Origin of the sequence: Amycolatopsis sp. NBC_00348 (genome assembly GCF_036114655.1) — a bacterium.
Classification (GTDB): Bacteria; Actinomycetota; Actinomycetes; order Mycobacteriales; family Pseudonocardiaceae; genus Amycolatopsis.
In genome coordinates this window covers 2,622,422-2,644,938 of sequence record NZ_CP107994.1, presented here as the reverse complement: position 1 = coordinate 2,644,938, position 22,517 = coordinate 2,622,422, and the positions used below count along the sequence as shown (strand labels likewise).

Below are 22,517 nucleotides of genomic sequence, written 5' to 3'. Positions count from 1 at the left end.
CCCAGGTTTATCAGTCTAGGTTGACGAACGTGACGGACGAGGAGCTGCTCCAGGCGAGCACCGACCTGCGCGTCGCCCTGGGCCGGCTGGTCCGGCGGCTGCGTCAGGGCTACGTCGTCGGCGAACTGACCCTGCCCGAACGCTCGGTGCTCTCGCGGCTCGACCGGGAAGGCCCGGCCACGCCCGGGTGCCTCGCCGACCTCGAACGGGTCAAGCCGCAGGCCATGGGCGTCACGCTCGCCGGGCTGGTCGAACGCGGCCTCGTCGAGCGCCGCAAGGACGACAGCGACGGCCGCAAGGTCCTCATGTCGGTGACCGACGCCGGCGTCCGGCTGCTCACCGACCGGCGGTCGGTGACCACCGAGCGGATGGCCACCGCGCTGGCCGAGCGGTTCACCGCGGCCGAGCAGCGCAAGCTGATCGCCGCGATCCCGCTGGTCGAGCGGCTGGCGGACGCGCTGTGACCGGCACCGGAACCCAGGCGGACCGCTACAAGTGGGTCGCGCTGTCGAACACCACGCTCGGCGTGCTGATGTCCGCGCTCGACGGCTCGATCGTGATCATCTCGCTGCCCGCGATCTTCCGCGGCATCGGCCTCGATCCCCTCGCCCCGGGCAACATCGGCTACCTGCTCTGGATGATCCTCGGCTACCTGCTGGTGCAGGCCGTGCTGGTGGTGACGCTCGGCCGGCTCGGCGACATGTTCGGCCGGGTCAAGATGTACAACCTCGGCTTCGTCGTCTTCAGCGTCGCCTCGGTGGCGTTGTCGTTCGACCCGTTCCACGCCGGCGGCGGCGCGTTGTGGCTGATCGGCTGGCGGGTGGTGCAGGCCGTCGGCGGGTCGATGCTGACGGCCAACTCCGCGGCCATCCTCACCGACGCCTTCCCCACCGAACAACGCGGCATGGCGCTGGGCGTCAACCAGATCACCGCGCTGGCCGGGCAGTTCCTCGGCCTGGTCGTCGGCGGGCTGCTCGCCGAGATCGACTGGCGCGCGGTGTTCTGGGTGAGCGTGCCGTTCGGGCTGCTCGGCACGATCTGGTCGATCCGCAGCCTCCGCGAGGTCGGCACGCCGAAGCGCGCGAAGGTCGACTGGGGCGGCAACATCACCTTCGCCGCCGGCACCGCGATCCTGCTCGCCGCGATCACCTACGGCATCCAGCCCTACGGCGGCGCCGCGACCGGCTGGGGCAACCCGCTGGTGCTGGGCGGCATCGGCACCGGGGTGCTGCTGCTCGTGGCGTTCGGCCTCATCGAGACCCGCGTCGCCGCGCCGATGTTCCACCTCGGGCTGTTCCGGATCCGCGCGTTCGCCGCGGGCAACATCGCCGCGTTGCTGACGTCGGTGGCGCGGGGTGGCATGCAGTTCATGCTCATCATCTGGCTGCAGGGCATCTGGTTGCCGCTGCACGGCTACGACTACGAGCGGACGCCGTTGTGGGCGGGCATCTACATGCTGCCGCTGACGGTCGGGTTCCTCCTCGCCGGCCCGGTGTCCGGGTACCTGTCCGACCGGTTCGGCGCCCGGCTCTTCTCCACCGGCGGGCTGCTGCTGGTCGCGGCGACGTTCCTGGGCCTGCTGGCGCTGCCGGTGAACTTCCCGTACCCGGCGTTCGCCGCGCTGCTCGTGGTCAGCGGCATCGGCCAGGGCATGTTCTCCGCGCCGAACACCTCGGCGATCATGAGCAGCGTCCCGACCGAGCAACGCGGCGTCGCCTCCGGCATGCGGGCGACGTTCCAGAACTCCGGGACGTCGCTCTCGATCGGCGTGTTCTTCTCGCTGATGATCGCCGGGCTCGCCGGGTCGCTGCCGCAGACGCTCACCAGCGGCCTGCAGGCCCACGGCGTCGCGGCGAACGTCGCCGACGGCGTCGCCCAGCTGCCGCCGGTGAGCACGCTCTTCGCGGCGTTCCTCGGCAGCAACCCGGTGGGGCACCTGCTCGGCCCGGACGTCCTCGCCGGACTGGCGCCGGCCGACCGGGCGACGCTGACCGGCGGGGACTTCTTCCCGCAGCTGATCTCCGGGCCGTTCCACCACGGCCTCGTGATCGTGTTCACCGCCGCCGCGGTGATGGCCGTCGTCGCCGCGGTGGCGTCGGCCTCGCGCGGCGCCCGTTATTTCCACCAGACCCCCGAACCCCAGACCCTCGAAGCACCGAAGGAGAACCGATGACCGACGAACTCATCGCCGGAACCGTCACCATCACCGGGAACGGCGGCGACGAGATCGAGGCCTACGCGGCCAGGCCCACCGACGCCGCGACGCGCGGCGGGGTCGTGGTGATCCACCACATGCCCGGCTACGACGCGTCGACGAAGGAGATGGTGCGCCGCTTCGCCGCCGAGGGCTACAACGCGATCTGCCCCAACCTCTACACCCGCGAGGCACCGGGCGCGGACCCGGACGACGCGGCCGCCACCGTCCGCGCGGCCGGCGGCGTCCCGGACGACCGCCTGGTAGGCGACGTCTCGGGTGCGGCCGACTACCTGAAGGCCCTGGAGAACGCGAACGGCCGCGTCGGGGTCATCGGGCACTGCTCGGGCGGGCGGCAGGCGTTCCTCGTCGGCTGCTCGATCGACGTCGACGCGGCGGTGGACTGCTACGGCGCGTTCGTCGTCAACGACCCGCCGGAGGCCATGAAGTTCATGAAGCCGTTGCTGGGCAAGGCTTCGGAGCTGTCCTGCCCGCTGCTGGGCATCTTCGGCGCCGACGACAAGTTCCCGAGCCCGGACGAGGTCGCCGTGCTGGCGGCGGAGCTGGAGAAGCTCGGCAAGGAGCACGAGTTCCACACGTACGCGGACGCCGGCCACGCGTTCTTCGCCGTCGACCGGCCGAGCTACCGGCCGGAAGCCGCGAAGGACGGCTGGGAACGCATCCTCGACTTCTACGCCCGCACGCTCAGCGCCTGAGAGGACCCGCCATGTGCACCTACCTCACCGAGAAGTTCGCCCTCGAAGGCAGCGGCAAGGGCGCCCGCGGCTGGTTCCGCCTGAACGAGGGCACGGTCTACGTCGACCACCCGGTCCACGCGCCGTACGCGCACACGGTCAACATCGACTTCCGCAACCCGGACCTGGGCGCGTCGGCCCGCGTCGCCCTGGAGCTGACGGAAGAAGACGCCCTGGCCCTGGCGGACGCGATCGTCGCCGCGGTCAAGTCCGCCCCCGCGGGCCTGGCCTCCCGCAACCAGTAGCCCCAAAGCCGTGAAGGCCTCCTTACCGGCTATAAGAGCCGGTAAGGAGGCCTTCACGGCTTTCAAGGCGTGTAGAGGGCGCCCAGGAACTCCAGGAGGAGGCGTTCGCGCAGGGGTGCGGGCGCCGTGGCGAGGAGCGCGTTGATCGGCGCCATCCGCTCCGGGAGGCCGGAGGCGCCGCCTAGGCCTGCGGCGGCCAGGAGGCCCGCGAACTGTTCCGACGTCAGGGTCGCTGGGTCCAGGGCGGCGACGAACTCCGCCACCGCCGGGTCGATCAGCACCGGGCCTGACGCGCGGGCCGCGTCCACCGACGCGGCCAGGTCCGTGAGGAATTCCTTCTCGCTGCCGTTGTTGGCCGCCGTGACCGTGAGGTGCAGGTTCGCCGGGGACGCCTCATGAGCGAACTGCGGCTGGACGTACCAGCCGCGCGTCTTCATCTCGTCGGCCACCGTGAACAGGTCGAAACCGTCGTCGCCGGTGAACGCGATCAGCGTCGACACCGGGTCACCGAGGATCCGCAGGCCCGCGATCTCGGCAACCCCGGCCCGGATCCGCGACACCGCTTCGCGCGTCGAAGCGGCCAGCTGAAGGTAGCCGTCGTCGCCCAGGTGGCGGACCACCGCCCACGCCGCGGCCAGGGGGCCGCCCGAGCGGGTGCTCTGGATCGTCGTGTTCAGCATCGTGTAACCCGGCCAGCCCGCGCTCGCGAAGTAGTGCGTCCGCCGCAGCTCCGCCGACGCGTGCAGCAGCACCGACGTCCCCTTCGGGCAATACGCGTACTTGTGCAGGTCCACCGAGATGCTCGTGACGCCCGGGACGCGGAAGTCGAACGGCGCGACGTCGGCGCCGAGGCGGGCGAAGTACGGCAGGACCCAGCCGCCGATGCAGGCGTCGACGTGCATCCGGACGCCCCGGGCAGCCGCCGCGGCCGCGATCTCGGCGATCGGGTCGAGGACGCCGTGGGCGTACGACGGCGCGCTCGCCACCACCAGCACCGTCGAGTCGTCGATCGCGGCAGCCATCGCGGCCGGGTCCGCGCGGAACGTCACGGGGTCGACCGGGACGTCGATCCGGCGCAGCCCGAACAGGTGCGCGGCCTTGTGGAACGCCGCGTGCGCGGTGGTCGGCAGCACGATCGACGGCGCGGCGATCTCCGGGTGCGCGTCACGCGCGGCGAGCACCGAGAGCAGGCACGACTCCGTGCCGCCCGACGTCACCGAGCCGACGACGCCCGGGACGTCGCCGAGCAGCCGGGACGCCGCCGCGACGAGGTCGTTCTCCATGCGCAGCAGGCTGGGGAACGCCGTCGGGTCGAGGCCGTTGGCCGACGACGCCAGCGCGTGCGCGGCGGCCCCCAGGGAGTCCACTTCGGACAGTCCGCTGTCGTAGACGTAGGCCAGCGTGCGGCCGCCGTGCGTCGGCAGGTCACCGGCGCGCAGTTCCCGCAGCGCCGCGAGGACGTCCTCAGGCGGGTTCATGACGCGGCTCCAGCGGTTCCCGGGGCTCCAGCACCGAACGCCGCAGCAGCGGCAGGGCCAGCGCGATCAGCACGCCGGGGATGATCGACGAGCCGAGCAGGATCGCGACGATCGCGCTGTGCGGCTGGTCGGTCGTCGCGTCGGTGCTCGAGACGTACCCGCCGAACGCCAGGATCGCGCTCCACAGCCCGGCGCCCAGCGCGAGGCCGAGCGTCTCCCCCGCGGTCCACACGCCGGCCGCGATCCCCGCGCGGGTCTCGCCGGTGCGCTCCTCCTCGGCCGTGATCAGGTCCGGGAGGATGGCCAGCGGGAACACCGAGATCCCCGCGTAGCCGACGCCGCAGAGCGCGACGAACACGAGGATGACCACCAGCGGCAGCGACTGGGCGAGGATCAGGCCCAGCAGGCCGATCGCGAACGCCGCCGTGGCGATGCGGAAGCCGTTGAGCTTGCCGACACGGGCGCCGAGACGCGGCCACAGCGGCATCGTCAGCAGCGCCGGGCCGACGAAAATCACGAAGATCACCGTGCCGTAGCCCTCGCTGCCGAGGATGCGCTGGGCGAAGAACGGGATGGCCGCCAGCACCGTGCCGATGCCGAGCGCCTGGATGAAGTACGTGCCCAGCAGCCAGCGGAACGGCCGCCACCGCGCGATGGTCCGCGAGAGGTCCTTGAAGCTCACCGTGTTCGGCCGCAGCGACCCGACCGGCGCGCCCTTGAGCCCGAAGTAGACCAGCAGCGTCGCGGCCAGCACGATCAGCCCGATCACGATGGCCATCACGCGGTAGCCGGCGACCCCGCCGATGCCGGAGGTGATCGCCGGGGCGCCGCCGCCGCAGATCAGGATCGTCACGGCCAGCACGCCGATGCGCACGCTGGTGAGCTTCGTCCGCTCGTCGGCGGACTCGGTCAGCTCGGCCGGCAGCGCGTTGAACGGCACCTGGAACACCGCGTACGCGGTCGCGCAGGCGGTGAACAGGATCGCCACGTACAGCGCGTCCGGCAACGGCGACCCGAAGCCCGGGTGGGCGAACATCAGCGCGAAGAGGATCGAGACGCCGATGCCGCCGATCAGCAGGAACCGGCGCCGGCTGCCGGTCTTCAGCAGGTTCGCGTCGGACATCCGCCCGGCGATCGGGTTGAACAGCACGTCCCAGGCCTTCGGGACGAACACGATGACACCCGCCGCGGCGGCGGGCACGGCCATCGTGTCGGTGAGGTACTTGACCAGGATCAGGCCGGGGACCGTGCCGAAGGACCCGGTGACGAACGAGCCGAGCGAATACCTGAACCGCGTCCGGCCGGACAGCGTCGTCATGGTCCTCCTCGAAAAGCGGATTCCGATGAGGCGATCAGTAGTGGATCTCGGCCAGCACCGGGTAGTGGTCGGAGGGAATCGTGCCACCGTCGTAATGCACCAGCTGTACCGGCCCGACCTCGGCGCGTCGCAGCGAGCCGACGTAGTCCAGCGAATCGCGGTAGGTGGCCGGGACGGACTTCGCCGCGTCCGGGTTGGTGACGGCGTCGAAGCTGTACTCCCCCGCTCCCGCGGTGCGCAGTGTCCCGCCGAGCACGGCCTCGCCCTGCTCGGACTGGGAGCGGCCCAGTGCGTCACGGCGGCCCTGCCCGGCCCAGTACTCGATGTTGAGGTCGCCGGCGATCGCGACCGGGTCCGCCGCCGGGACGTGCGCGGCGGCGAGGTCGCGCAGCTCGCCGAGCTGCGCCATGCGGATCTGGTGCGCCTTCGGCAGGGTGTCGGGGGCTTCGTCGGCCTGCAGGTGTGTGCCGGCCAGCCAGAGCGCCTTGCCGTGGGCGAAGATCCGGACCAGCGCCGCGCCCTTGTTGGACAGGTAGTCCGCGGTGCCGGAGTAGGAGTTGCGGTAGACGAGCTGGTGCTTCTCGGTGATCGGGTACTTGCTCAGCACCGTGACGCCGCCGTTGACGACGATCGGCGAGTTCGAGCAGTTACCGCTCACGGACGTCCAGCCCGGCGACGTCGAGCAGGACTGCCCGACCAGCGGCGTCTGGAACGGGTAGGCGTCGATGAGCCGGTCGCGCAGCCCCTCGGCCTGGGAGCTGAAGGCTTCTTCGAGCACGACGACGTCGGCGGCCTTCGCCCGGATGACGCGTTCGGCGGCCTGGGCCCTGGCTTCCTTGTCCGACGTGTTCGGGTTGGCGATCCACGGCAGCTGCCACAGGTTGAAGCTCAGGACGGACACGCTCGCGGGCGCGGCCTGAGCGGGCGCGGTGAGCAGAGCGAGAGCAGCGCAGACGACAGCGGCGAGAATGGCGGTTCTCCGCACGACAGCGGTCCTTTCAGGAGGTTCAGGAGACGACGAAGGCGCGGGAGGTCCCGCTGAGCTGGGCGATGGCGCCGGTCAGGCCGTGCTTCCAGGCTCCGAAGTGGACGACGCGGAACTTGCCGACCGGCGTGTTCGCCGGGATGTCCCAGGTGACCTCGGCGCGCGACTCGGACACGAACGTGCGGGTCCAGCGGAACTTCGTCGCCCAGTCGCCGTCGTCGGCGTAGCGGACCCAGCGGCCGTCGACGTACCGCTGGATCTCCAGGAACGTGCCGTCGCGACGCAGGTCGTTCTTCGGGTGGCCGGTCACGAAGGCGACCGAGACCTGGTCGCCCCGCCGGTAGCTGCTCTTGGCGTCGGTGACGACGTCACCGAAGCTCTTCAGCAGCGGCGCGCTGTCGAAGACGACGCCGGGCTGGAAGTTGACGAGCTTGCCGCGCAGGTCACGCGGGACCGGCCCGTGCGGGACTGACGAGCCTGCCTTCATCGCCGCGGCGAGCTTCCCGAACTCCTGCTGGTACGCGGGCAGCGTGTAGCGGCCGAAGAGCGTCGACGCGCCCTCGTACTGCTGCGAGTCGTACTCCTCCGGCGTCGTGACGTACTGGCTGTAGGCGTTGGAGTAGCCCTGCATCAGGACGTTCTCCAGCGGGACGCCGAGTTCGGCGGCGACCGTCTGCCGGATCCGCAGGCCGGCCACGATCGTGTACTCGGCGGGCCCGGCGACCAGGTGCAGCTGGCCGATCCGGACGATCTGCAGCGGCAGCACCTCGGGCGCCCACGGGTAGGGCTTCATCGCGCCGAACGGCACGGCGACGACCTTCGGCGCCTGCGCGTCGGCGAGGGCCTGCGGGATCGGCGCGTCGGTGCCGCCGAGCCAGTCGATGAACGGGTTCTTGACGCCCTCGGGCAGCGGCAGGCCGGGGCCGTCTTCGGTGCTGCCCGCCAGCATCGAGACGCCGATGGCCGCGGTGCACGTCCGGTGCGGACGGCCGTCCGGGGTGAACCTCGGGTCGACGTCGACGGCGGACATGTCCACGTAGGTCATCCGGTGGTCGACGCCGCCGGTGACGGACTCGCTCGCGGCGTCGAACGCGCGTTTCGCCGCCTGGAACTGGAGTTCGCCGATGCGCTGGGTGTTCTGGAACTCCGTCTCGGGCGTGCCCGGCTGGAGGTTGAGGTTCGGCGTCATGTCGCCGGAGTTGGTCTGGGCGAACGCGGCGACGAACCCCGGCGGGCCGTCGAGGTAGCGGACGCCGGCGTGGTCGTGCTCCCACGTGTAGGCGGCGTAGCCCTTGTTGTCGCTGCTGATCAGGTGGTTGCCGTTGCTCATCGACGTGCCGTGCGTGGCGAACCAGGTGATCGCGCCGACGTCCTTGCCGCCCTGCCGGAACCGCAGCACGGTGACGGCCGGGTCGATCGAGAGCGGGAAGTGGCCCTTGTCCGGGTTCAGCTCGAAGGCGACCCTCGATCGGTTGGCACTCGCCTCGGTCAGCTCGGTGCGGCCGAGCGTCAGTTCGCCGGGCGCGAGGGTGTCGTGCGCGTGGCCGATGGCCTCGACGATCCCGGCGACCACGGCGTCGTAGGTCTGCTGCTGGAAGCCGAGGATCGACAGGTCGTAGGCCGCGTAGTGCGAGTCGCCGCCGCACGCCGAGTGCGTGTGGGTGGCGTTGAGCAGCACGTTCCGCTCGGTGTAGGTGTTCCCGTACTTCCGCGCCAGCTCACGCAGGACGCCCTGGTGGACGGACTGGAACAGCGCGCCCAGCTCGGCGGTGACGAAGACGATCCGGTTGGTCCCGTCGTCCACGACGTACGCGCGGGCCCGGGTCCGCAGGTGGATACCGGCCGTCTGCTGCTGTGGCAACGAGTAGCCCATCATGCCGTTCTCGGCGGCGGGCCCGGTGACGTCGCCGAGCCCGACGCCGACCCGGAGCGCGGCCTCGGCGGCCGCGGCCGGTCTGGCGACCGCGGTGGCGAAGGGCAGAGCGGCGAAGGGCAGCGCGGCGGCTCCGGCCAGGACGTGACGACGACTCACCCGCATACGATCTCCCGACTAACGTGAACGTGATTCGCGTTAGTTCGGGACCGTACGTGACCCCCGCCACCTCGGCAACCCGGCAGAAGTGCCGCCACGGAAAGCCGTGAAGGCCTCCTTCCCGGCCGTAAGAGCCGGGAAGGAGGCCTTCACGGCTTTCAGCCCAGGGCGTCGGCGATCTTCTCCAGGGTCGCCGCGTCGCCGCGCAGCAGCAGCTGCGTGACCACCGTGTCTTCCCACGCCTTCAGCTCTTCGCGGATTTTCGCCGCCGGCCCGACCAGGGAGGTGTCCTCCACCAGGGACGTCGGGATCGCCGCGACGGCCTCCTCCTTGCGGCCCGCGAGGTACAGCTCCTGGACCTTGTCCGCGACGTCCTCGTAGCCCAGCCGCGCGAAGACGTCGTGGTGGAAGTTCACGCTCTTCGCGCCCATGCCGCCGATGTAGAGCGCGAGCGACGGCTTGATCCAGCTCGCCGCTTCCTCGACGTCGTCGTGGACGATCACCGGGACCGACGCGGGCACCTCGAACGTCTCCAGCGTGTGCCGGGCGCCCGGGCGCGCGAAGCCCTCTTCGAGTGCGGCCTTGTAGAAGTCGTTGCTCTTGGGCGAAAAGAACAGCGGGAGCCAGCCGTCGCAGATCTCGGCGGAGAGGGCGACGTTCTTCGGGCCCTCCGCGGCCAGGTGGATCGGGACGTCGGCGCGCAGCGGGTGCACGGTCGGCTTGAGCGCCTTGCCCAGCCCGGCGCCGCCCTTCAAGGGGAGCTGGAAGTGCTGGCCGTCGAGCGTCACGGGCGCCTCACGGGCCAGCACCTGCCGCACGATGTCGATGTACTCGCGGGTGCGCGCCAGCGGCTTCGGGTACGGCTGGCCGTACCAGCCCTCGACGACCTGCGGGCCGGACGCGCCGAGCCCGAGCACGAACCGGCCGCCCGACAGGTGGTCCAGGGTCAGCGCGCTCATCGCCGTCGCCGTCGGGGTGCGCGCGGCCATCTGCACGATGTTCGTGCCGAGCCGGATCCGGCTGGTCGACGAGCCCCACCAGGCCAGCGGCGTGAACGCGTCCGAGCCGTAGGCCTCCGCCGTCCACACCGAGTCGAAACCGAGCTCCTCGGCCTTGAGGACCGCCTCCAGCGCACCCGGGGTGGGCCCGCTGCCCCAGTACCCGACGTGGAATCCCAGCTTCACGAAGACCTCCTAGACGTTCGGCGCGTAGTGCTCGGGTTTGCCGCGCTCGGACAGCGGCGGCAGGTTCCTGGGTGGAGTCTCGACCACGGCGGCGTCCGGAGCCACCTCACCGCGGACGCGGCGCCAGCCGGCCCGGGCCCGCGGGTGGTAACGCCGGTCGTGCGGCACGAGCTTGAACACGGCGTTGATCAGCTTCCCCACCCGGCGGTGGCGGCGCGCGTCGCGCTCGGACCAGCGCAGGCCGAGCCGGTCGCGGATCTCGCGGTCGTACAGCCCGGTCGTCAGCCAGACGAAGTTGCGCGCGACCAGCACGCTCACCGGCCGCCAGAGCGCGTCCGGCAGCCAGGGCAGGAACGGCGGCTTCGCGATCCCGGCGAGGTCGAGGACGTCCCGGGTGGCCTTGTTGTCCTCCAGGACGTCGGCGCACATGTGCTTCCAGTAGCGCTGGAAGTCCTCCCAGCTCTCCGGCACCGGCCGCATCGTCATGTCGTACATCCGCCACCACGTGACGTGCTCGTCGAACAGCCGCCGCTTCTCGGCCTCGCCGATGCCGCCCATGAAGTGGTCGGCGATGAGGATCGTGCTGACGAAGAACGTCGAGTGCGCCCAGTAGTAGGTGTCGGGGTCGAGCGCGTGATAACGACGGCCCAGCGCGTCGATCCCCTTGATCCGGTCGTGGTAACCACGGACTTCCAGCGCGGTCCGGTGCGCGCGCGGGCCGTCGTAGACGACCCCGCCGATCGGGTAGAGCGAGCGGAAGAGTCGCTGCCAGCGCTCCTCGAAGAACCGCGAGTGCTGCTCGACGCCGGCACCGAGGCCCGGGTGCATGTTCTGCATCGACCCGGCCCACAACGCGATCAGCAGGCCACGCCAGTCGCCGAAGTACTTCCAGGTCAGCGAGTCAGACCCGAGCGGTTGCGGGTTCATCGGCAGCTCCTCGTCGAGTCTCAACTGACTACGGCTGTTGTCAGGCTAGAATCTGACAACACACGTAGTCAACTGAGGAGCGGATATGCCGGGCCGGACCTGGGCGGGCACGACGCTGGACGACCGGAAGGCGCTCCGGCGCGAGCAGCTCGTCGCCGCGGGCCTCGCGCTGCTGGGCACCGAGGGCTCGGCCGCCACCAGCGTGCGCGCGGTCTGCCGGCACGCGAAGCTCACCGAGCGTTACTTCTACGAGAGCTTCGCCGACCGCGAGGAGCTCGTCGCGGCGGTCTACGAGCACGTCGGCGAGCAGGCGCGCCAGGCCCTGGTCGACGCGGTGCGGGACGCGCCGAGCGCTATCTCGCGTGCCGAGAACGCCGTGCGCGCGTTCGTCGAGCTGATCGTCGACGACCCCCGCAAGGGCCGGGTCCTGCTGCTGGCCCCGCTGACCGACCCCGCGCTCACCCGGCGCGGCCTGCACCTGCTGCCGGTGTTCACCGCCGTCGTCGGCGAGCAGCTCTCCCGCGGCGACGAGACCGAACGGCAGCTGGTCGCCGTCGGGCTGGTCGGCGCGCTCAGCAACGTTTTCATCGCCTACCTCGACGGCTCGCTGAAGGTCTCGCGCGAGCGGCTCGTCGCGCACTGCGTGAAACTCGTGCTCGGCGCCGACGACCTGGCCCGCTGACGCCACCGGCCTCACCTCCGCCCGCTGACAGTCCCGCGAAGATCGGGCACACTCAACCCATGCGTACCGCTGGGCGGAACGACGGCGCGAGCGGCGACGGCCTCGTCGCCGCCCGGCTCGCCGCGCTCCTCGAAGCTTTCCGGCCGGGCGACGAGTCACTCGGCGTGTCCGAACTGGCCCGGCGGACCGGGCTGGCGAAGACGACCGTCCACCGCCTCGTCGGCCACCTCGCCGACACCGGCCTGCTGACGCGCGAGGACGGCGCCGTGCGGCTCGGGCTGCGGCTGTTCGAAATCGGCCAACTGGCCTCGCCCCGGAGAGGACTGGTCGAAGCGGCCCGGCCGTACCTCGCCGATCTCCGGGAGGCGACGCGCAACACCGTCCACCTCGCGATCCTGGAGGGCACCGAAGTCGTCTACCTCGACGTCCTGCGCGGGCCGGACGCGCCGACGCTGCCCTCGCGCATCGGCGGCCGGTTCCCCGCGCACGCCACCGGCGTCGGCAAGGCGATCCTCGCGTTTTCCGCGGAATCCGTCGTGAACAAGGTCATCGACGCCGGATTGCCCAGAATGAGCCCGAAGACGATCACCGCGCCCGGGCTGCTGCGCCGTCAGCTCACCCGGATCCGCGAAGACGGGATCGCGTTGGAACGTGAGGAATCGGGCGTCGGCGTGGTGTGCGCGGCCAGCCCGCTGCTCGACGCGCGCGGCGTCGCGGTCGCGGCCGTGTCGATTTCGGGCTGGGCCAACCGGATGCGGACCGAACGGGTTGCTCCCGCCGTCCGCACGGTCGCACTGGCGTTGACCCGGACGCTGTCGGCCTCCACAGCGGACAGTCGGAAATAATCTTGCAGGACAAGGCTTTTTGATCTCCGCGAAGATCTCTAGGCCGTCCGGATGACGTGACCTCCCCGAGCTGTACGGGCCATCCGCGGCGACTACGATCCGTCCAATGGCCCAGCACAGCTGGGGGACGACGTTCTCGGGCCGCTCCCCCGCGACCCTTTCCGAGCAGCCCGGCACGCGTGCCTCGGCCGCGCACCGCCTGCTGTCCCTCGACATCGTGCTGGCGCTGCTGGCCCTGGCCGGCGGCCTCCGCGTGCTCTACCTGGCCGCCACCGCACCGGCCCTGCCGTCCGAGGCGGCGACCGTCGCCCACGCGTACGCGCTCGGCCACCTCACGCCGTTCACCGACGCGGGCGGCGCCGGGCTCAGCCGGTTCGGCTGGCTGCAGCTGTCCGCCTACACGATGGTCTCCGACGCGTTCGGCCGCTCGGCCACGGCGCTGGCGGCGGTCCGCGAGACGATGCTCGTGGCGGCCGTCATCGGCACGGTCCTGCTCTGGTTCCTGGCCCGCCGCCTCGGCCTGACGCGCTGGGCGGCCACGGCCGCGGTGCTGCTGGTCGCCGTGTCACCGCTGGCCCTGGGCCTGCAGCGGCTGGTCGTCGTCGAGCACCTGGCGGCGGTGTGGGCGCTGGGCGCACTGGTGCTGATCACCACCCCCGAGGCCAAGGTCCGCCACGACGTCATGGCCGCGGTGTGCCTGCTCGCGGCCGTGCTCACCTCACCGCTGGCCCTGTTCCTGCTGCCCGCCGCCGGCTGGCTGCTCATCCGCCGGTCGCCGGTCCGGGCGGCGCTGGTGGGCGTGCTGCTCAACCTCGGGCTGGGTGTCGCGTTCGGCCCGGCCGCCGCCGTGCTGCGGCCCCACCTCGCCGCCGCGAGCCGCCCGTCCGTCGCCGACTGGGTCGCCCTGGACCCGGCGTGGGCGGTGCTGTCGGCCTTCGCGCTCGTCGCCGCGCTGGCCGTCGCCGCGCTGCGGCCGTTCGCTGTGTCGGGCCTGCTGCTCGTGGCGATGCTGCTCGTCCCGGGCGTGCCCGACACGGCGGTGCTCGCGTTGCTGCTGCCGGTGACCCCGCTGCTGGTGGCCGGGATCGCCCAGGCCGTCACCCGGCAGCGCCGGGCCGCGCACCACGCGTCGGGCGGCAGCCGGACCGGGCTCGTGGTGGCCGCGACCGCCTTCGTCCTGGTGGTCGGCGTCGGCTGGGCGTACGGGTTCACCGAGCTGAAGCCGGCCCCCGACCGCAGCGGACCACTGACCGACGCCCAGGGATGGTTGCGGGACAACGCTTCCGGCGCCCGGCTGCTCGTCGACGACGCGGCCTGGGCCGAGCTCGCGAACGCGGGCTGGCCCACCGGGATGATGGCCGCGCCCGCCGCGTGCGCGGCCGTCTGCCCGACCGCCGAGTGGGCGGTCTTCGCCGGGGACGGCGCCGAGCTCCGGCAGCGCTACCCCGCCCTCGACAGCGCTCTGACCGACGCCGGGACGGTGGCCGTGTTCGGCTCCGGCGACCAGCGAGTCACGGTGTCCCGCCTCGACCTGCCTCCGGCCGACCCCGGCGCGTCGTCGGAGGACTCGGCCCGGGCCCACGCCGGGGCCGCGCTGGCCGCGTCCACCCGGCTCGCCGTCAGCCCGGACGCCGCCGCCGAGCTGCGCGCGGGCCGCGTCGATCCCCGGCTCATCGCCACGATCGCCGCGCTGGCCGCCCTGCAGCCGGTGCGGATCACGGCGTTCCCCGAAGTCCCCGGCGAAGAATCCGCCGGACAGCCCCGCCGCCGCGTGCAGTTCGCCGGCGGCGAGGACGGCGTGGCCGCCTTCTACACCGGCCAGCGCGACCTGTTCCGCCCCTCGTCCGTCGCCCGGACCCGCGACGGCGTGCTCGTCACCTACCCGTTGTTCGCACCCTCGGGACTGCTCGTCCCGTTCTCCTCTCCCTGAATCCCCTCGAAAGGTCCTGTCATGCGCACCAGGCTCCTGCTCAGACCCGCCGGGCTGATCGCCGCGGCCCTGCTGATCGGCGCGCTGACGCCCCTGCCCGCGTCGGCCGCCGCCACCACACCCGGTCCGGGCGTCGGCTGGATCCGGGTCGGGCACCTGTCCCCGAAGGTGCCGCCCGTCGACATCTACTTCGCGCCGTTCGGGCAGGCCGAGAAGGTCGTCATCCGCAAGGCCGGCTACGGCGCGGTCACCCCGTACTCCTCGCTCGCCCCCGGCAAGTACACCCTCTCGATGCGCGCGGCCGACGCCGCCTCGACCACCCCGCCCGCGCTGACGGCCACCATCGACGTCGCCGAGCGCAACGCCTACTCCCTGCTGGTCTTCGCGAACGGCCCGGACGGCACGCTGCACGGCCAGCTCGTCACCGACGACCTGACCCCGCCCGGGCCGGGCCAGGGCCGGGTCCGCGTCGTCGAGGGGTCGGCGGCCATCGCGCCGGTCACCGTCGACGGCCCGCAGGGCATGGCGATCGCCAAGGACGCGGCCTACGGCATGACGTCCAACTACGTCGACGTCCCGCAGGGGCGCTGGCCGCTGCAGCTGAGCGGCGGCTCGGTGAAGTCGACCGCCGACGTCGACGTCAAGGCCGGGACGTCCACGACGCTGCTGGTCACCGAGGACGCCGGGGCGCTCAAGGCGAACCCGATCTCCGACGGCGCGTCGCTGCCCGACCCGCCGAAGTTCGGCGTCGAGACCGGCGGTGGCGGCACGGCGCCGATGTCCACCGGCTCGCCTATCTGGCCGGCGGCGTCGGTCGTCGCGCTCCTGGCCGCGCTCGCGGCGTGGCCGGTGCTGCGACGGCGCCGGGCGGCCCGTGCGCGCTGAGCTCGGCGCGCTGCTCGTCGCGGCGCTGGTGGTCGCGGGCTGCTCCACGGCGGCCCCGGCCACCCCGCCGCCGACGGTGACCTCGTCCGCCACCCCGGCGGCCGCGGCCGGCCCGCAGCCGCTGCCGACGGCCCCGGAAGTCCGCCCGGTGCACCTGCGGATCCCGGCGATCGCCGTCGACGCGCCCGCGCTCGTCCCGCTCGGGCTCGGCCCCGACCACCAGCTCGAGGCGCCCGCGAAGTTCGAGGACGTCGGCTGGTACGCCGCCGGCCCGGTGCCGGGTGACCCCGGCCCCGCGGTGATCGCCGCGCACGTCGACTCACGCGCCGGCCCGGCACCGTTCTTCCGGCTGCGCGACCTCAAGGGCGGCGACGAAGTGTTCGTCACCCGCTCCGACGGCCAGGAGACGCGGTTCGTCGTGGACCGCGTCCAGCGTTACCCGAAGAACGCCTTCCCCACCGACGCGGTCTACGGCCCCGCACCGGGCAGCGCCCTGCGGCTCATCACCTGCGGCGGCAGCTTCGACGCGGCCAAACGCTCCTACCGCGACAACATCGTCGTCTACGCCTCGACCAGCTGGAGCTAGGCGCTGCCGGAGTGAGTCTGCTCGATGGGCTTCGTGATCCAGGTGGTTCCTGGCGGTGCGGGCGGGTCGCCCTCGTACCGGGGTTGTACTCGGGCGGGCCGCCCGTGCCGTCAGGGGCCGCCTGGGCGCGAAGACCGCGAGCAGGCTTGCTCCGGTAGCGCCTAAAGCGCGGCCACGTTGCGTTCCGGGTGGGACGGGCGGTGCAGCGCCTCGACGCCGGCCAGCAGGCCGCGCCGGGCCAGCTCCGGCCGGACGCCGTCGCCGAACCAGTACGCCTCCTCCAGGTGCGGGTAGCCGGACAGCACGAACTCGCTGACGCCGACCGAGTGGTACTCCTCGATCAGGTCGGCGACCTCGCTGTGGCTGCCCACCAGCGCCGTGCCCGCGCCGCCGCGGACCAGGCCGACGCCCGCCCACAGGTTCGGGTGGATCTCCAGGCCGCGGACGCCGCCGTCGGTGCGGCCGCCGTGCAGCGCGACCATCCGCTGCTGCCCGACGGACTCGCTCGCGGCCAGCTGCGCCTGCGCCTTCGCGACCTGCTCCGGGCTCAGCGCGTCCAGCAGCTTCTGCGCCTCCGCCCACGCCTCGGCCGACGTGTCGCGCGAGATCGTGTGCAGCCGGACGCCGAACCGGATGTCCCGGTCCCCCGCCAGCGCCTTGACCTTCGCGATCTTCTCGGCCACCTGCGCGGGCGGCTCGCCCCAGGTCAGGTAGACGTCGGCGTGCTTCGCCGCGACCGGCAGCGCGGCCGGGGACGAGCCGCCGAAGTAGATCGGCGGCGCCGGGTCCGGCGCGGCCAGCGTCGTCGCGCCTTCGACCTTCAGGTGCTCGCCTTCGAAGGTGAACGGCTTCCCCGACCACACGCCGCGGACGATCGTCAGGAACTCGTCGGTGCGCGCGTACCGGGCGTCGTGGTCGTGCCAGTCACCGAACCGGCGCTGCTCGACCGCGTCGCCGCCGGTGACGATGTTCAGCAGCACCCGGCCTTCCGAGAGCCGCTGGAACGTCCCGGCCATCTGCGCGGCCAGCGTCGGCGAGATGACGCCGGGCCGGAACGCGACCAGGAACTTCAGCTTGGTCGTCTCGCGGATCAGCGCGGCCGTGGTCAGCCAGGCGTCCTCGCACCAAGTGCCGGTCGGCGTCAGCACCCCCTCGAAGCCCTGCCGCTCGGCCGCACGGGCCACCTGGGCGAGGTAGTCGAGATCGGGGTCGCGCTGCGCCGCCGGACCGGCGGACCGGTTGGCGTGGAAGCGTTCCACGATCGTGCGGCCGTCGCCGCTGGTGGGCAGGAACCAGTGCAGCTTGATGCTCATCCGTTGCTCCTCGGCGTCTTCTGGGCCGTCTCCAGGTCAGGGCCGAACCGCCGGTCGGCGTACGCGGCGAAGTCCACCTTCCCCGGCAGAGTCTTGTCGTCGGTGAACGCGTCCGCGAGCTGTTGCTCCGATTTCACGATCGAGTCGTCCAGCGGAGCCGGCAGGTCCCGGCCGGCGTCGACGGCCTTCTGCGCCACCTCGAGCTTCAGCCCGGTCTCCTTCGCCCACGCCGCCGCCCATTCCGGACGGTGCGCGTCGGCCCACTTCTGCGCCTTGACCACGCGGACCACGAAGTCGCGGATGGCCGAGTTCTTGCCGGGGTCGGCCAGCGCCGCGGTGCTCGCGGTCTGGAAGCTCAGGCCGTTGGACGCGCCCCGGCCGTCGGCGAGCACCCGCGCCTTGGCCTCGATCTGGGCCTGCGCGGTGTAGGGGTCCCAGATCGCCCACGCGTCGATCGTGTGCTGGGTGAACGCGGCGTAGGCCTCGGCCGGCTGCAGGAACGTCACCTTGATGTCCTTGGTCGACAGTCCGGCGTTGTGCAGCGTGTTCAGCAGCTGGCCGTGGGCGGAACTGCCCTTGGCGACGCCGACCGTCTTGCCCTTCAGCGATGCGACGTCCTTCAGCGGCGAGTCGTCCGGGACGAGGATCGCCTCGCGTTCGACGTTGCTCTTCGAGACGCTCACGACGGCGATCTTCGCCTTCGCGGCGGCGGCGAAGATCGGCGGCGTGTTGCCGACGCGGCCGATGTCGATCGCGCCCGCCGACGCCGCCTCGAGCAGCGGCGGCCCGGAGGTGAACGTCGACCACTCGATCTTGTACGGCAGGTTGTCGAGCCCCTTCGCCGCGGTGAGCAGCGACTTCACGCCGCCCTTCTGGTCGCCCACCTTGAGCGTCACCTTCGCCAGGTCGGCCGCGCTCACCGCCTGCGGCACCGCGGCCGGCCCGGGGTTCGCGCCGGTGGCCGAGCCGCACCCGGCCAGCACCAGTGCCGCCGCGACGACGGCAATTCCCTTATACAGGCGCATCTTCGGTCACTCCCAGGTCCGCCAGCACGCGGCGGCGGACGTCGATGTGGTCGGCGGGGTTGCGCGGCCGGGAGCCGCCCGGCCGGTGTTCGGCGATGATGCGGCCGCCGTCGAGGACGAGGACCCGGTCGGCGAGCAGCAGGGCTTCGTCGACGTCGTGGGTCACCAGCAGCACACCCGGCAGGTGCCGGCGCCAGAGGTCTTCGACCAGCCGGTGCATGGCGATCCGGGTGAGCGCGTCGAGGGCGCCGAACGGCTCGTCGAGCAGCAGCAGGTCCGGCTCGCGCACCAGCGCGCGGGCCAGCGACACGCGCTGGGCCTCACCACCGGAGAGCGTCAGCGGCCAGTCGTCGGCGTGCTCGGCGAGGTGGACCTCGGCGAGCGCTTTGTCGGCCAGCGCCCGGTTGCGGGACTTCGAGACGCCGTCCTGGCGCAGGCCGAGGACGACGTTGCGCCAGACCTTGCGCCACGGCAGCAGCCTCGGTTGCTGGAACGCGACCGAGACGGTGCCGTGGACGTCGGCCTGCCCTTCGACGGCGCCGTCGAGGCCGGCCAGCACCCGCAGGAGCGTCGACTTGCCGGAGCCGCTGCGGCCCAGCAGGGCGACGAACTCGCCGCGGCCGATGGTGAGGTCGAGTCCACTGAGGACGGTCCGGTCGCCGAACCGCTTGGTCAGGTTCGCGACGTCCGCTACCGGGTTCGCCACCGCAGCACCTTCCGTTCCAGCAGCCGGACCAGCGCGTCGGTGACCAGGCCGAGCAGGGCGTAGAGGATCAGGCCGACGACCACGACGTCGGTGCGCAGGAACTCCCGCGCGTTGTTGATGAGGTAACCGACGCCGGCGTCGGCGTTGACCGTCTCGCCGACGATCAGCGCGAGCCACGCCAGGCCGAGCGACTGCCGCAGCCCGACGAGCGCCTGCGGCAGCGCGCCGGGCAGCACGACGTGCCAGAGCCGTTCCGCGCGGCTGAACCCGAGCGCGCGGGAGGCTTCGACGAGGTTCGGGTCGGCGCCGCGGATTCCCGAGTGGACGTTCAGGTAGAGCGGGAAGGCCACGCCGAGCGCGACCAGCACGATCTTCGTTTCCTCGCCGATGCCGAACCACAGGATGAACAGCGGGATCAGGCCGAGGAACGGCAGCGTGCGCAGCATCTGCACCGGCGGGTCGACGAGCGCTTCGCCCCAGCGCGACAGCCCGGAGACGATGCCGAGGACGACCCCGACGATCGCGCCGATGGCGAACCCGGCGCCGACGCGGCCGAGCGACACGACGAACGCGTCGCCGAGTTCGCCGCTGCGCGCCACTTCCACGCCGGCCTGCAGGACCGTCCACGGTGAACTGAGCTTGTCGGGCGGCAGCAGGCCGGTGCCGCTGGCGATCTGCCAGACGGCGACCAGCACCACCGGGCTGATCCAGCGCCGCAGGTCGGGGCGGCGCCGGGTGGGTGTCTTGCGGGGCGGCCCTTCGGCGGCCGGTTCGGCGCGCGCCAGCACGCCCGTGGTGGAAATCGACACGGATTTCTCCCGGGAACTTCGGTATTCGGGCTTTCGCGCAGGGCTCAGGCGAACGGACACACCGCGCTCGCCTGCCGCCGGAGATCGACGTGCCGGCGGCGCACGAGAAGCGCGTCCTGTTGCATGGTCCCGAGCTTCGAGCCACGAACGGGTGAAGTCAATCCGTGGACGCCCGGTCTCAGTGAGTGAAATCCGGGCGTTCCAGTGCGTGGAACGACGGCGTCAGCCGCCGAACATGACCTTCCACTCGTCGAGCGAGCGCGGCCGGTAGACGAAGTTGGTGCGCTTCACTTCCGACAGCGCGGCCGACGCTTCGGCCGAGTACTGGTGGCCCGGGTAGACGACGGGGTCGCCCGCCAGCCCGGCGAGGGCCTGCAGGCTGCGGTAGATCTCCTCGGCGTCCCCGCCCGGGAAGTCGGTGCGGCCGCAGCCTTCGAGGAACAGCGTGTCGCCGGAGACGAGCTTGTCCTCGACGAGGAAGCACTGGCTGCCCGGCGTGTGCCCGGGCGTGTGCAGCAGCCGGATCGGGATGGACCCGACCTCGAGGACGTCGTCGTGGTCGTGTGCGCGCAGGTCGGTCGCCGACACGCCGGTGACCCGCCGCACCCACTCGGTCTCGGCGCCGTTGACGTGGATCGGCACCTGCTCGACGGCGAGCAGCTCGGCGATCCCGGGCAGTGAGAACCCCATCATCTCGCCACCGACGTGGTCCGGGTGGTGGTGCGTCGCGAGCACGCCGGTGAGCCGCATCCCGTCGGCGGCGAGCACGTCCAGCAGATCCCGCACGGCGTAGGCCGGGTCGACGATCACCGCGTCACCGGTCTCGCGGTCGCCGATCAGGTAGGCGAAGTTCACCATCTGCGTGGCCACCGGGTCCCCGACCGCGAAGTCGCGGCCGGCCAGGAGCTGCCGGAAGTAGAGCCGATCCGTCATGGGCCCACCCTACGGGGTCGGTCCGCGGCCCTTCCGAAGCCGATCAACCGAACATCAAGCGCAGCTCAACCGACCGAGGCGCCGGAACCCACTGGCACCAGCGAAAGCCCACGGCATTCCGCGACAACGGCAACACACCGACGCCAACCCGCGTGTCACCCTGCTTTCATTCGCCCACCTCCCCGTCGGCCAACTCGCGCAGGACGTCCAGGTGCCCCACGTGCCGCGCCGTCTCCTGGACCACGTGCGCCACCACCCACCGCACGGTGAACTCCGACCGCCGTCTCGTGCGGTCGTCCGGGCCGAGGCCGCTCAGCGCCTTCTCCACCCGTGCCCACTCCGCCTTGTACGCCGCGACCACCGACGCCGGGGTGTCGTCCTCGGTCAGGTCCCAGCTCGGGTCCGGGGAGCCCGCCCACAACGACGGCAGGTCCGCGCCGCCCGCCTCGATGGCCAGCCACCAGCGTTCGACCGCGGTCAGGTGCTTCACCACGCCCAGCACGCTCAGCCGGGGAGACGTCGGCAGCGGCGTCGCGGCGGCGGTCGCGCGGCTCAGCCCGGCGACCTTGTTCACTGCCGTGGCGCGCAGGAACTGCAGGAAGTCCAGCTGCAGGCGCAGCTCCTCCCAAGCCAGGCGGGCGGGCCAGGACCGGCGGGTCTTCGAACTCGTGTTCGACATGAACGCAACCTAGCGCGAGGGTCCGACAATTTCCGGGGACCGTGCCAGACTCGTGATCATGAGCCCCGACGCACCGCACGCACAGCGCCCCCGCCCGCGGCGGCCATAGGGTGGGCGACATGTGGTGGGGACTCCTGTGCGCCTTGGGCGCGGCGTGCGCGTACGGCGTCGCTTCGGTGATGCAGTCGGTCGCCGCGCGCGCGACCGACACCGGGGCCGACGGCCTCGACCCGAAACTGCTCGTGCGCGTGCTCGGCCAGTGGAAGTTCGTGCTCGGCCTCTCGCTGGACGTACTGGGGTTCGTCGCGCAGATCGTCGCCCTGCACGTCCTGCCGCTGTTCGTCGTGCAGGCCGCGCTCGCGGCCAGCCTCGCCGTGACCGCCGTCGCCGCGCGGTTCCTCGGCGTCCGGCTGGGCAAACGGGAGTGGGGCGCGATCGTCGTCGTGTGCGCCGGCCTGGGCCTGCTCGGCGCGGCCGCCGAAAGCGAGGGCTCCGACCCGGTCGGGCTCGGGTTCCGGCTGGTGCTGATCGGCGCGGTCGTCGTGCTGGCCGGCGCCGGGATCGTCGCCGGGAAGGCGAACCGCCGGGTGCGGACGCCGGCGCTCGGGCTGGTCGCCGGGCTGTGCTTCGGCGTCGTCGCGATCGCCGGGCGGATCATCCCCAGCCTCGCGCCGCTCGACCTGCTCAAGGACCCGGCCACCTACACGGTCGCGGTCGCGGGCGGGATGGCAATGCTGTTCTACGCGACGGCGTTGCAGCGCGGCAGCGTCACGACGTCGACCGCGATGATGGTGCTGGGCGAGACGGTGTTCCCGTCGCTGGTCGGCGTGCTGGTGCTCGGCGACCGCACCCGGCCCGGGTTCGTGGTGGTCGCGCTCGCCGGGTTCGTCCTGGCCGTCGCCGCCGCGCTCGCGCTGGCCCGGTTCGGGGAACCGGCAACGGATCCCGTAGCAGCCGCGAACTGAACTGAGACGAAGCCGACCGTTTCCCCGCACGTTCTTTACTT

At 72.1% G+C, this 22,517-nt stretch carries 23 protein-coding genes; 10 read left to right on the top strand and 13 right to left on the bottom strand.

Features of this window, described 5'->3' with window-relative positions; translation table 11 throughout:
- Positions 1 to 29: 29 nt before the first annotated feature.
- From OHS58_RS11870 to OHS58_RS11855, 4 genes are read left to right on the top strand one after another with little or no spacing between them, the layout of a single operon-like run.
- Positions 30 to 464 carry a MarR family winged helix-turn-helix transcriptional regulator gene (locus OHS58_RS11870; protein WP_326949791.1) on the top strand — a complete coding sequence of 145 codons (435 nt, stop codon included), beginning with the start codon at positions 30 to 32 and terminating at the stop codon, positions 462 to 464.
- Positions 461 to 2,173, top strand: a complete 1,713-nt coding sequence (locus tag OHS58_RS11865; RefSeq protein WP_328648255.1) for an MFS transporter — start codon at positions 461 to 463, stop codon at positions 2,171 to 2,173. Before OHS58_RS11870 ends, OHS58_RS11865 begins: the two co-directional genes overlap by 4 nt.
- Positions 2,170 to 2,910 (top strand): dienelactone hydrolase family protein, encoded by a 741-nt coding sequence (locus tag OHS58_RS11860; RefSeq protein WP_247051994.1) that lies wholly within the window; start codon positions 2,170 to 2,172, stop codon positions 2,908 to 2,910. The genes OHS58_RS11865 and OHS58_RS11860 overlap by 4 nt, the downstream gene beginning before the upstream one ends.
- Positions 2,911 to 2,921: 11 nt before the next feature.
- The gene (locus tag OHS58_RS11855) at positions 2,922 to 3,194 is read left to right on the top strand and encodes a DUF6295 family protein (protein WP_326949793.1); all 273 of its coding nucleotides are present in this window, start codon (positions 2,922 to 2,924) and stop codon (positions 3,192 to 3,194) included.
- 62 nt (positions 3,195 to 3,256) lie between these two features.
- Here OHS58_RS11855 and OHS58_RS11850 read toward each other — a convergent pair whose 3' ends face one another.
- The 6 genes from OHS58_RS11850 to OHS58_RS11825 all read right to left on the bottom strand — a co-directional run bounded on the left by OHS58_RS11850 (position 3,257) and on the right by OHS58_RS11825 (position 11,118).
- A complete protein-coding gene (locus OHS58_RS11850; protein ID WP_328648254.1) occupies positions 3,257 to 4,672 on the bottom strand; it encodes a pyridoxal phosphate-dependent decarboxylase family protein in 1,416 nt (471 codons plus the stop codon).
- The gene (locus tag OHS58_RS11845) at positions 4,659 to 5,990 is read right to left on the bottom strand and encodes an MFS transporter (RefSeq protein ID WP_328648253.1); all 1,332 of its coding nucleotides are present in this window, start codon (positions 5,988 to 5,990) and stop codon (positions 4,659 to 4,661) included. Before OHS58_RS11845 ends, OHS58_RS11850 begins: the two co-directional genes overlap by 14 nt.
- A 34-nt stretch (positions 5,991 to 6,024) precedes the next feature.
- A complete protein-coding gene (locus tag OHS58_RS11840; RefSeq protein WP_328648252.1) occupies positions 6,025 to 6,975 on the bottom strand; it encodes a sphingomyelin phosphodiesterase in 951 nt (316 codons plus the stop codon).
- A 22-nt stretch (positions 6,976 to 6,997) separates the two neighbouring features.
- Positions 6,998 to 9,013 (bottom strand): neutral/alkaline ceramidase, encoded by a 2,016-nt coding sequence (locus tag OHS58_RS11835; protein ID WP_328648251.1) that lies wholly within the window; start codon positions 9,011 to 9,013, stop codon positions 6,998 to 7,000.
- A 152-nt stretch (positions 9,014 to 9,165) separates the two neighbouring features.
- Entirely contained in the window at positions 9,166 to 10,191 is a 1,026-nt protein-coding gene (locus OHS58_RS11830; RefSeq protein ID WP_328648250.1) for an LLM class F420-dependent oxidoreductase, read from the bottom strand.
- Positions 10,192 to 10,200: 9 nt separating this feature from the next.
- The gene (locus tag OHS58_RS11825; protein WP_328648249.1) at positions 10,201 to 11,118 is read right to left on the bottom strand and encodes an oxygenase MpaB family protein; all 918 of its coding nucleotides are present in this window, start codon (positions 11,116 to 11,118) and stop codon (positions 10,201 to 10,203) included.
- Between the two features lie 85 nt (positions 11,119 to 11,203).
- Between OHS58_RS11825 and OHS58_RS11820 the strand changes: the two genes are divergently transcribed.
- From OHS58_RS11820 to OHS58_RS11800, 5 genes are all read left to right on the top strand, one after another.
- Positions 11,204 to 11,800 (top strand): TetR/AcrR family transcriptional regulator, encoded by a 597-nt coding sequence (locus OHS58_RS11820; protein WP_328648248.1) that lies wholly within the window; start codon positions 11,204 to 11,206, stop codon positions 11,798 to 11,800.
- A gap of 59 nt (positions 11,801 to 11,859) precedes the next feature.
- Positions 11,860 to 12,645 (top strand): IclR family transcriptional regulator, encoded by a 786-nt coding sequence (locus OHS58_RS11815; RefSeq protein WP_326953147.1) that lies wholly within the window; start codon positions 11,860 to 11,862, stop codon positions 12,643 to 12,645.
- Between the two features lie 106 nt (positions 12,646 to 12,751).
- The gene (locus OHS58_RS11810; protein ID WP_328648247.1) at positions 12,752 to 14,575 is read left to right on the top strand and encodes a glycosyl transferase; all 1,824 of its coding nucleotides are present in this window, start codon (positions 12,752 to 12,754) and stop codon (positions 14,573 to 14,575) included.
- Positions 14,576 to 14,596: 21 nt separating this feature from the next.
- Positions 14,597 to 15,460, top strand: coding sequence for a DUF4397 domain-containing protein (locus tag OHS58_RS11805; RefSeq protein ID WP_326949801.1), 864 nt, complete (start codon positions 14,597 to 14,599; stop codon positions 15,458 to 15,460).
- The gene (locus OHS58_RS11800; protein WP_247052006.1) at positions 15,450 to 16,046 is read left to right on the top strand and encodes a class F sortase; all 597 of its coding nucleotides are present in this window, start codon (positions 15,450 to 15,452) and stop codon (positions 16,044 to 16,046) included. The genes OHS58_RS11805 and OHS58_RS11800 overlap by 11 nt, the downstream gene beginning before the upstream one ends.
- A gap of 161 nt (positions 16,047 to 16,207) precedes the next feature.
- Here the strand turns inward: OHS58_RS11800 and OHS58_RS11795 are convergent, their stop codons facing one another.
- The 7 genes from OHS58_RS11795 to OHS58_RS11770 all read right to left on the bottom strand — a co-directional run bounded on the left by OHS58_RS11795 (position 16,208) and on the right by OHS58_RS11770 (position 21,511).
- The gene (locus tag OHS58_RS11795) at positions 16,208 to 17,359 is read right to left on the bottom strand and encodes an LLM class flavin-dependent oxidoreductase (RefSeq protein WP_328648246.1); all 1,152 of its coding nucleotides are present in this window, start codon (positions 17,357 to 17,359) and stop codon (positions 16,208 to 16,210) included.
- Positions 17,356 to 18,384, bottom strand: coding sequence for an ABC transporter substrate-binding protein (locus OHS58_RS11790; RefSeq protein WP_326953144.1), 1,029 nt, complete (start codon positions 18,382 to 18,384; stop codon positions 17,356 to 17,358). Before OHS58_RS11790 ends, OHS58_RS11795 begins: the two co-directional genes overlap by 4 nt.
- Positions 18,371 to 19,090, bottom strand: coding sequence for an ABC transporter ATP-binding protein (locus tag OHS58_RS11785; RefSeq protein WP_247052009.1), 720 nt, complete (start codon positions 19,088 to 19,090; stop codon positions 18,371 to 18,373). Before OHS58_RS11785 ends, OHS58_RS11790 begins: the two co-directional genes overlap by 14 nt.
- Entirely contained in the window at positions 19,075 to 19,899 is an 825-nt protein-coding gene (locus tag OHS58_RS11780; RefSeq protein WP_247052010.1) for an ABC transporter permease, read from the bottom strand. Before OHS58_RS11780 ends, OHS58_RS11785 begins: the two co-directional genes overlap by 16 nt.
- 44 nt (positions 19,900 to 19,943) lie before the next feature.
- On the bottom strand, positions 19,944 to 20,024 hold the full coding sequence (locus OHS58_RS48730; protein ID WP_410625167.1) for a putative leader peptide: 81 nt from the start codon (positions 20,022 to 20,024) through the stop codon (positions 19,944 to 19,946).
- A gap of 97 nt (positions 20,025 to 20,121) precedes the next feature.
- Complete coding sequence (locus OHS58_RS11775) at positions 20,122 to 20,832, bottom strand: MBL fold metallo-hydrolase (RefSeq protein ID WP_326949806.1); 711 nt, start codon at positions 20,830 to 20,832, stop codon at positions 20,122 to 20,124.
- A 166-nt stretch (positions 20,833 to 20,998) separates the two neighbouring features.
- Positions 20,999 to 21,511, bottom strand: a complete 513-nt coding sequence (locus tag OHS58_RS11770) for a DinB family protein (protein WP_247052012.1) — start codon at positions 21,509 to 21,511, stop codon at positions 20,999 to 21,001.
- 119 nt (positions 21,512 to 21,630) lie between these two features.
- Here OHS58_RS11770 and OHS58_RS11765 point away from each other — a divergent pair, with 119 nt between their 5' ends.
- Positions 21,631 to 22,476 (top strand): hypothetical protein, encoded by an 846-nt coding sequence (locus tag OHS58_RS11765; RefSeq protein ID WP_326949807.1) that lies wholly within the window; start codon positions 21,631 to 21,633, stop codon positions 22,474 to 22,476.
- Positions 22,477 to 22,517: the final 41 nt, after the last annotated feature.

Coding starts and splice junctions, on each gene's coding strand:
- OHS58_RS11860 (WP_247051994.1), top strand. CDS start 2,170: ATGACCGACGAACTCATCGCCGGAACCGTCACCATCACCGGGAACGGC.
- OHS58_RS11855 (WP_326949793.1), top strand. CDS start 2,922: ATGTGCACCTACCTCACCGAGAAGTTCGCCCTCGAAGGCAGCGGCAAG.
- OHS58_RS11850 (WP_328648254.1), bottom strand. CDS start 4,672: ATGAACCCGCCTGAGGACGTCCTCGCGGCGCTGCGGGAACTGCGCGCC.
- OHS58_RS11845 (WP_328648253.1), bottom strand. CDS start 5,990: ATGACGACGCTGTCCGGCCGGACGCGGTTCAGGTATTCGCTCGGCTCG.
- OHS58_RS11835 (WP_328648251.1), bottom strand. CDS start 9,013: ATGCGGGTGAGTCGTCGTCACGTCCTGGCCGGAGCCGCCGCGCTGCCC.
- OHS58_RS11825 (WP_328648249.1), bottom strand. CDS start 11,118: ATGAACCCGCAACCGCTCGGGTCTGACTCGCTGACCTGGAAGTACTTC.
- OHS58_RS11820 (WP_328648248.1), top strand. CDS start 11,204: ATGCCGGGCCGGACCTGGGCGGGCACGACGCTGGACGACCGGAAGGCG.
- OHS58_RS11815 (WP_326953147.1), top strand. CDS start 11,860: ATGCGTACCGCTGGGCGGAACGACGGCGCGAGCGGCGACGGCCTCGTC.
- OHS58_RS11810 (WP_328648247.1), top strand. CDS start 12,752: ATGGCCCAGCACAGCTGGGGGACGACGTTCTCGGGCCGCTCCCCCGCG.
- OHS58_RS11805 (WP_326949801.1), top strand. CDS start 14,597: ATGCGCACCAGGCTCCTGCTCAGACCCGCCGGGCTGATCGCCGCGGCC.
- OHS58_RS11795 (WP_328648246.1), bottom strand. CDS start 17,359: ATGAGCATCAAGCTGCACTGGTTCCTGCCCACCAGCGGCGACGGCCGC.
- OHS58_RS11790 (WP_326953144.1), bottom strand. CDS start 18,384: ATGCGCCTGTATAAGGGAATTGCCGTCGTCGCGGCGGCACTGGTGCTG.
- OHS58_RS48730 (WP_410625167.1), bottom strand. CDS start 20,024: ATGCAACAGGACGCGCTTCTCGTGCGCCGCCGGCACGTCGATCTCCGG.
- OHS58_RS11775 (WP_326949806.1), bottom strand. CDS start 20,832: ATGACGGATCGGCTCTACTTCCGGCAGCTCCTGGCCGGCCGCGACTTC.
- OHS58_RS11770 (WP_247052012.1), bottom strand. CDS start 21,511: ATGTCGAACACGAGTTCGAAGACCCGCCGGTCCTGGCCCGCCCGCCTG.
- OHS58_RS11765 (WP_326949807.1), top strand. CDS start 21,631: ATGTGGTGGGGACTCCTGTGCGCCTTGGGCGCGGCGTGCGCGTACGGC.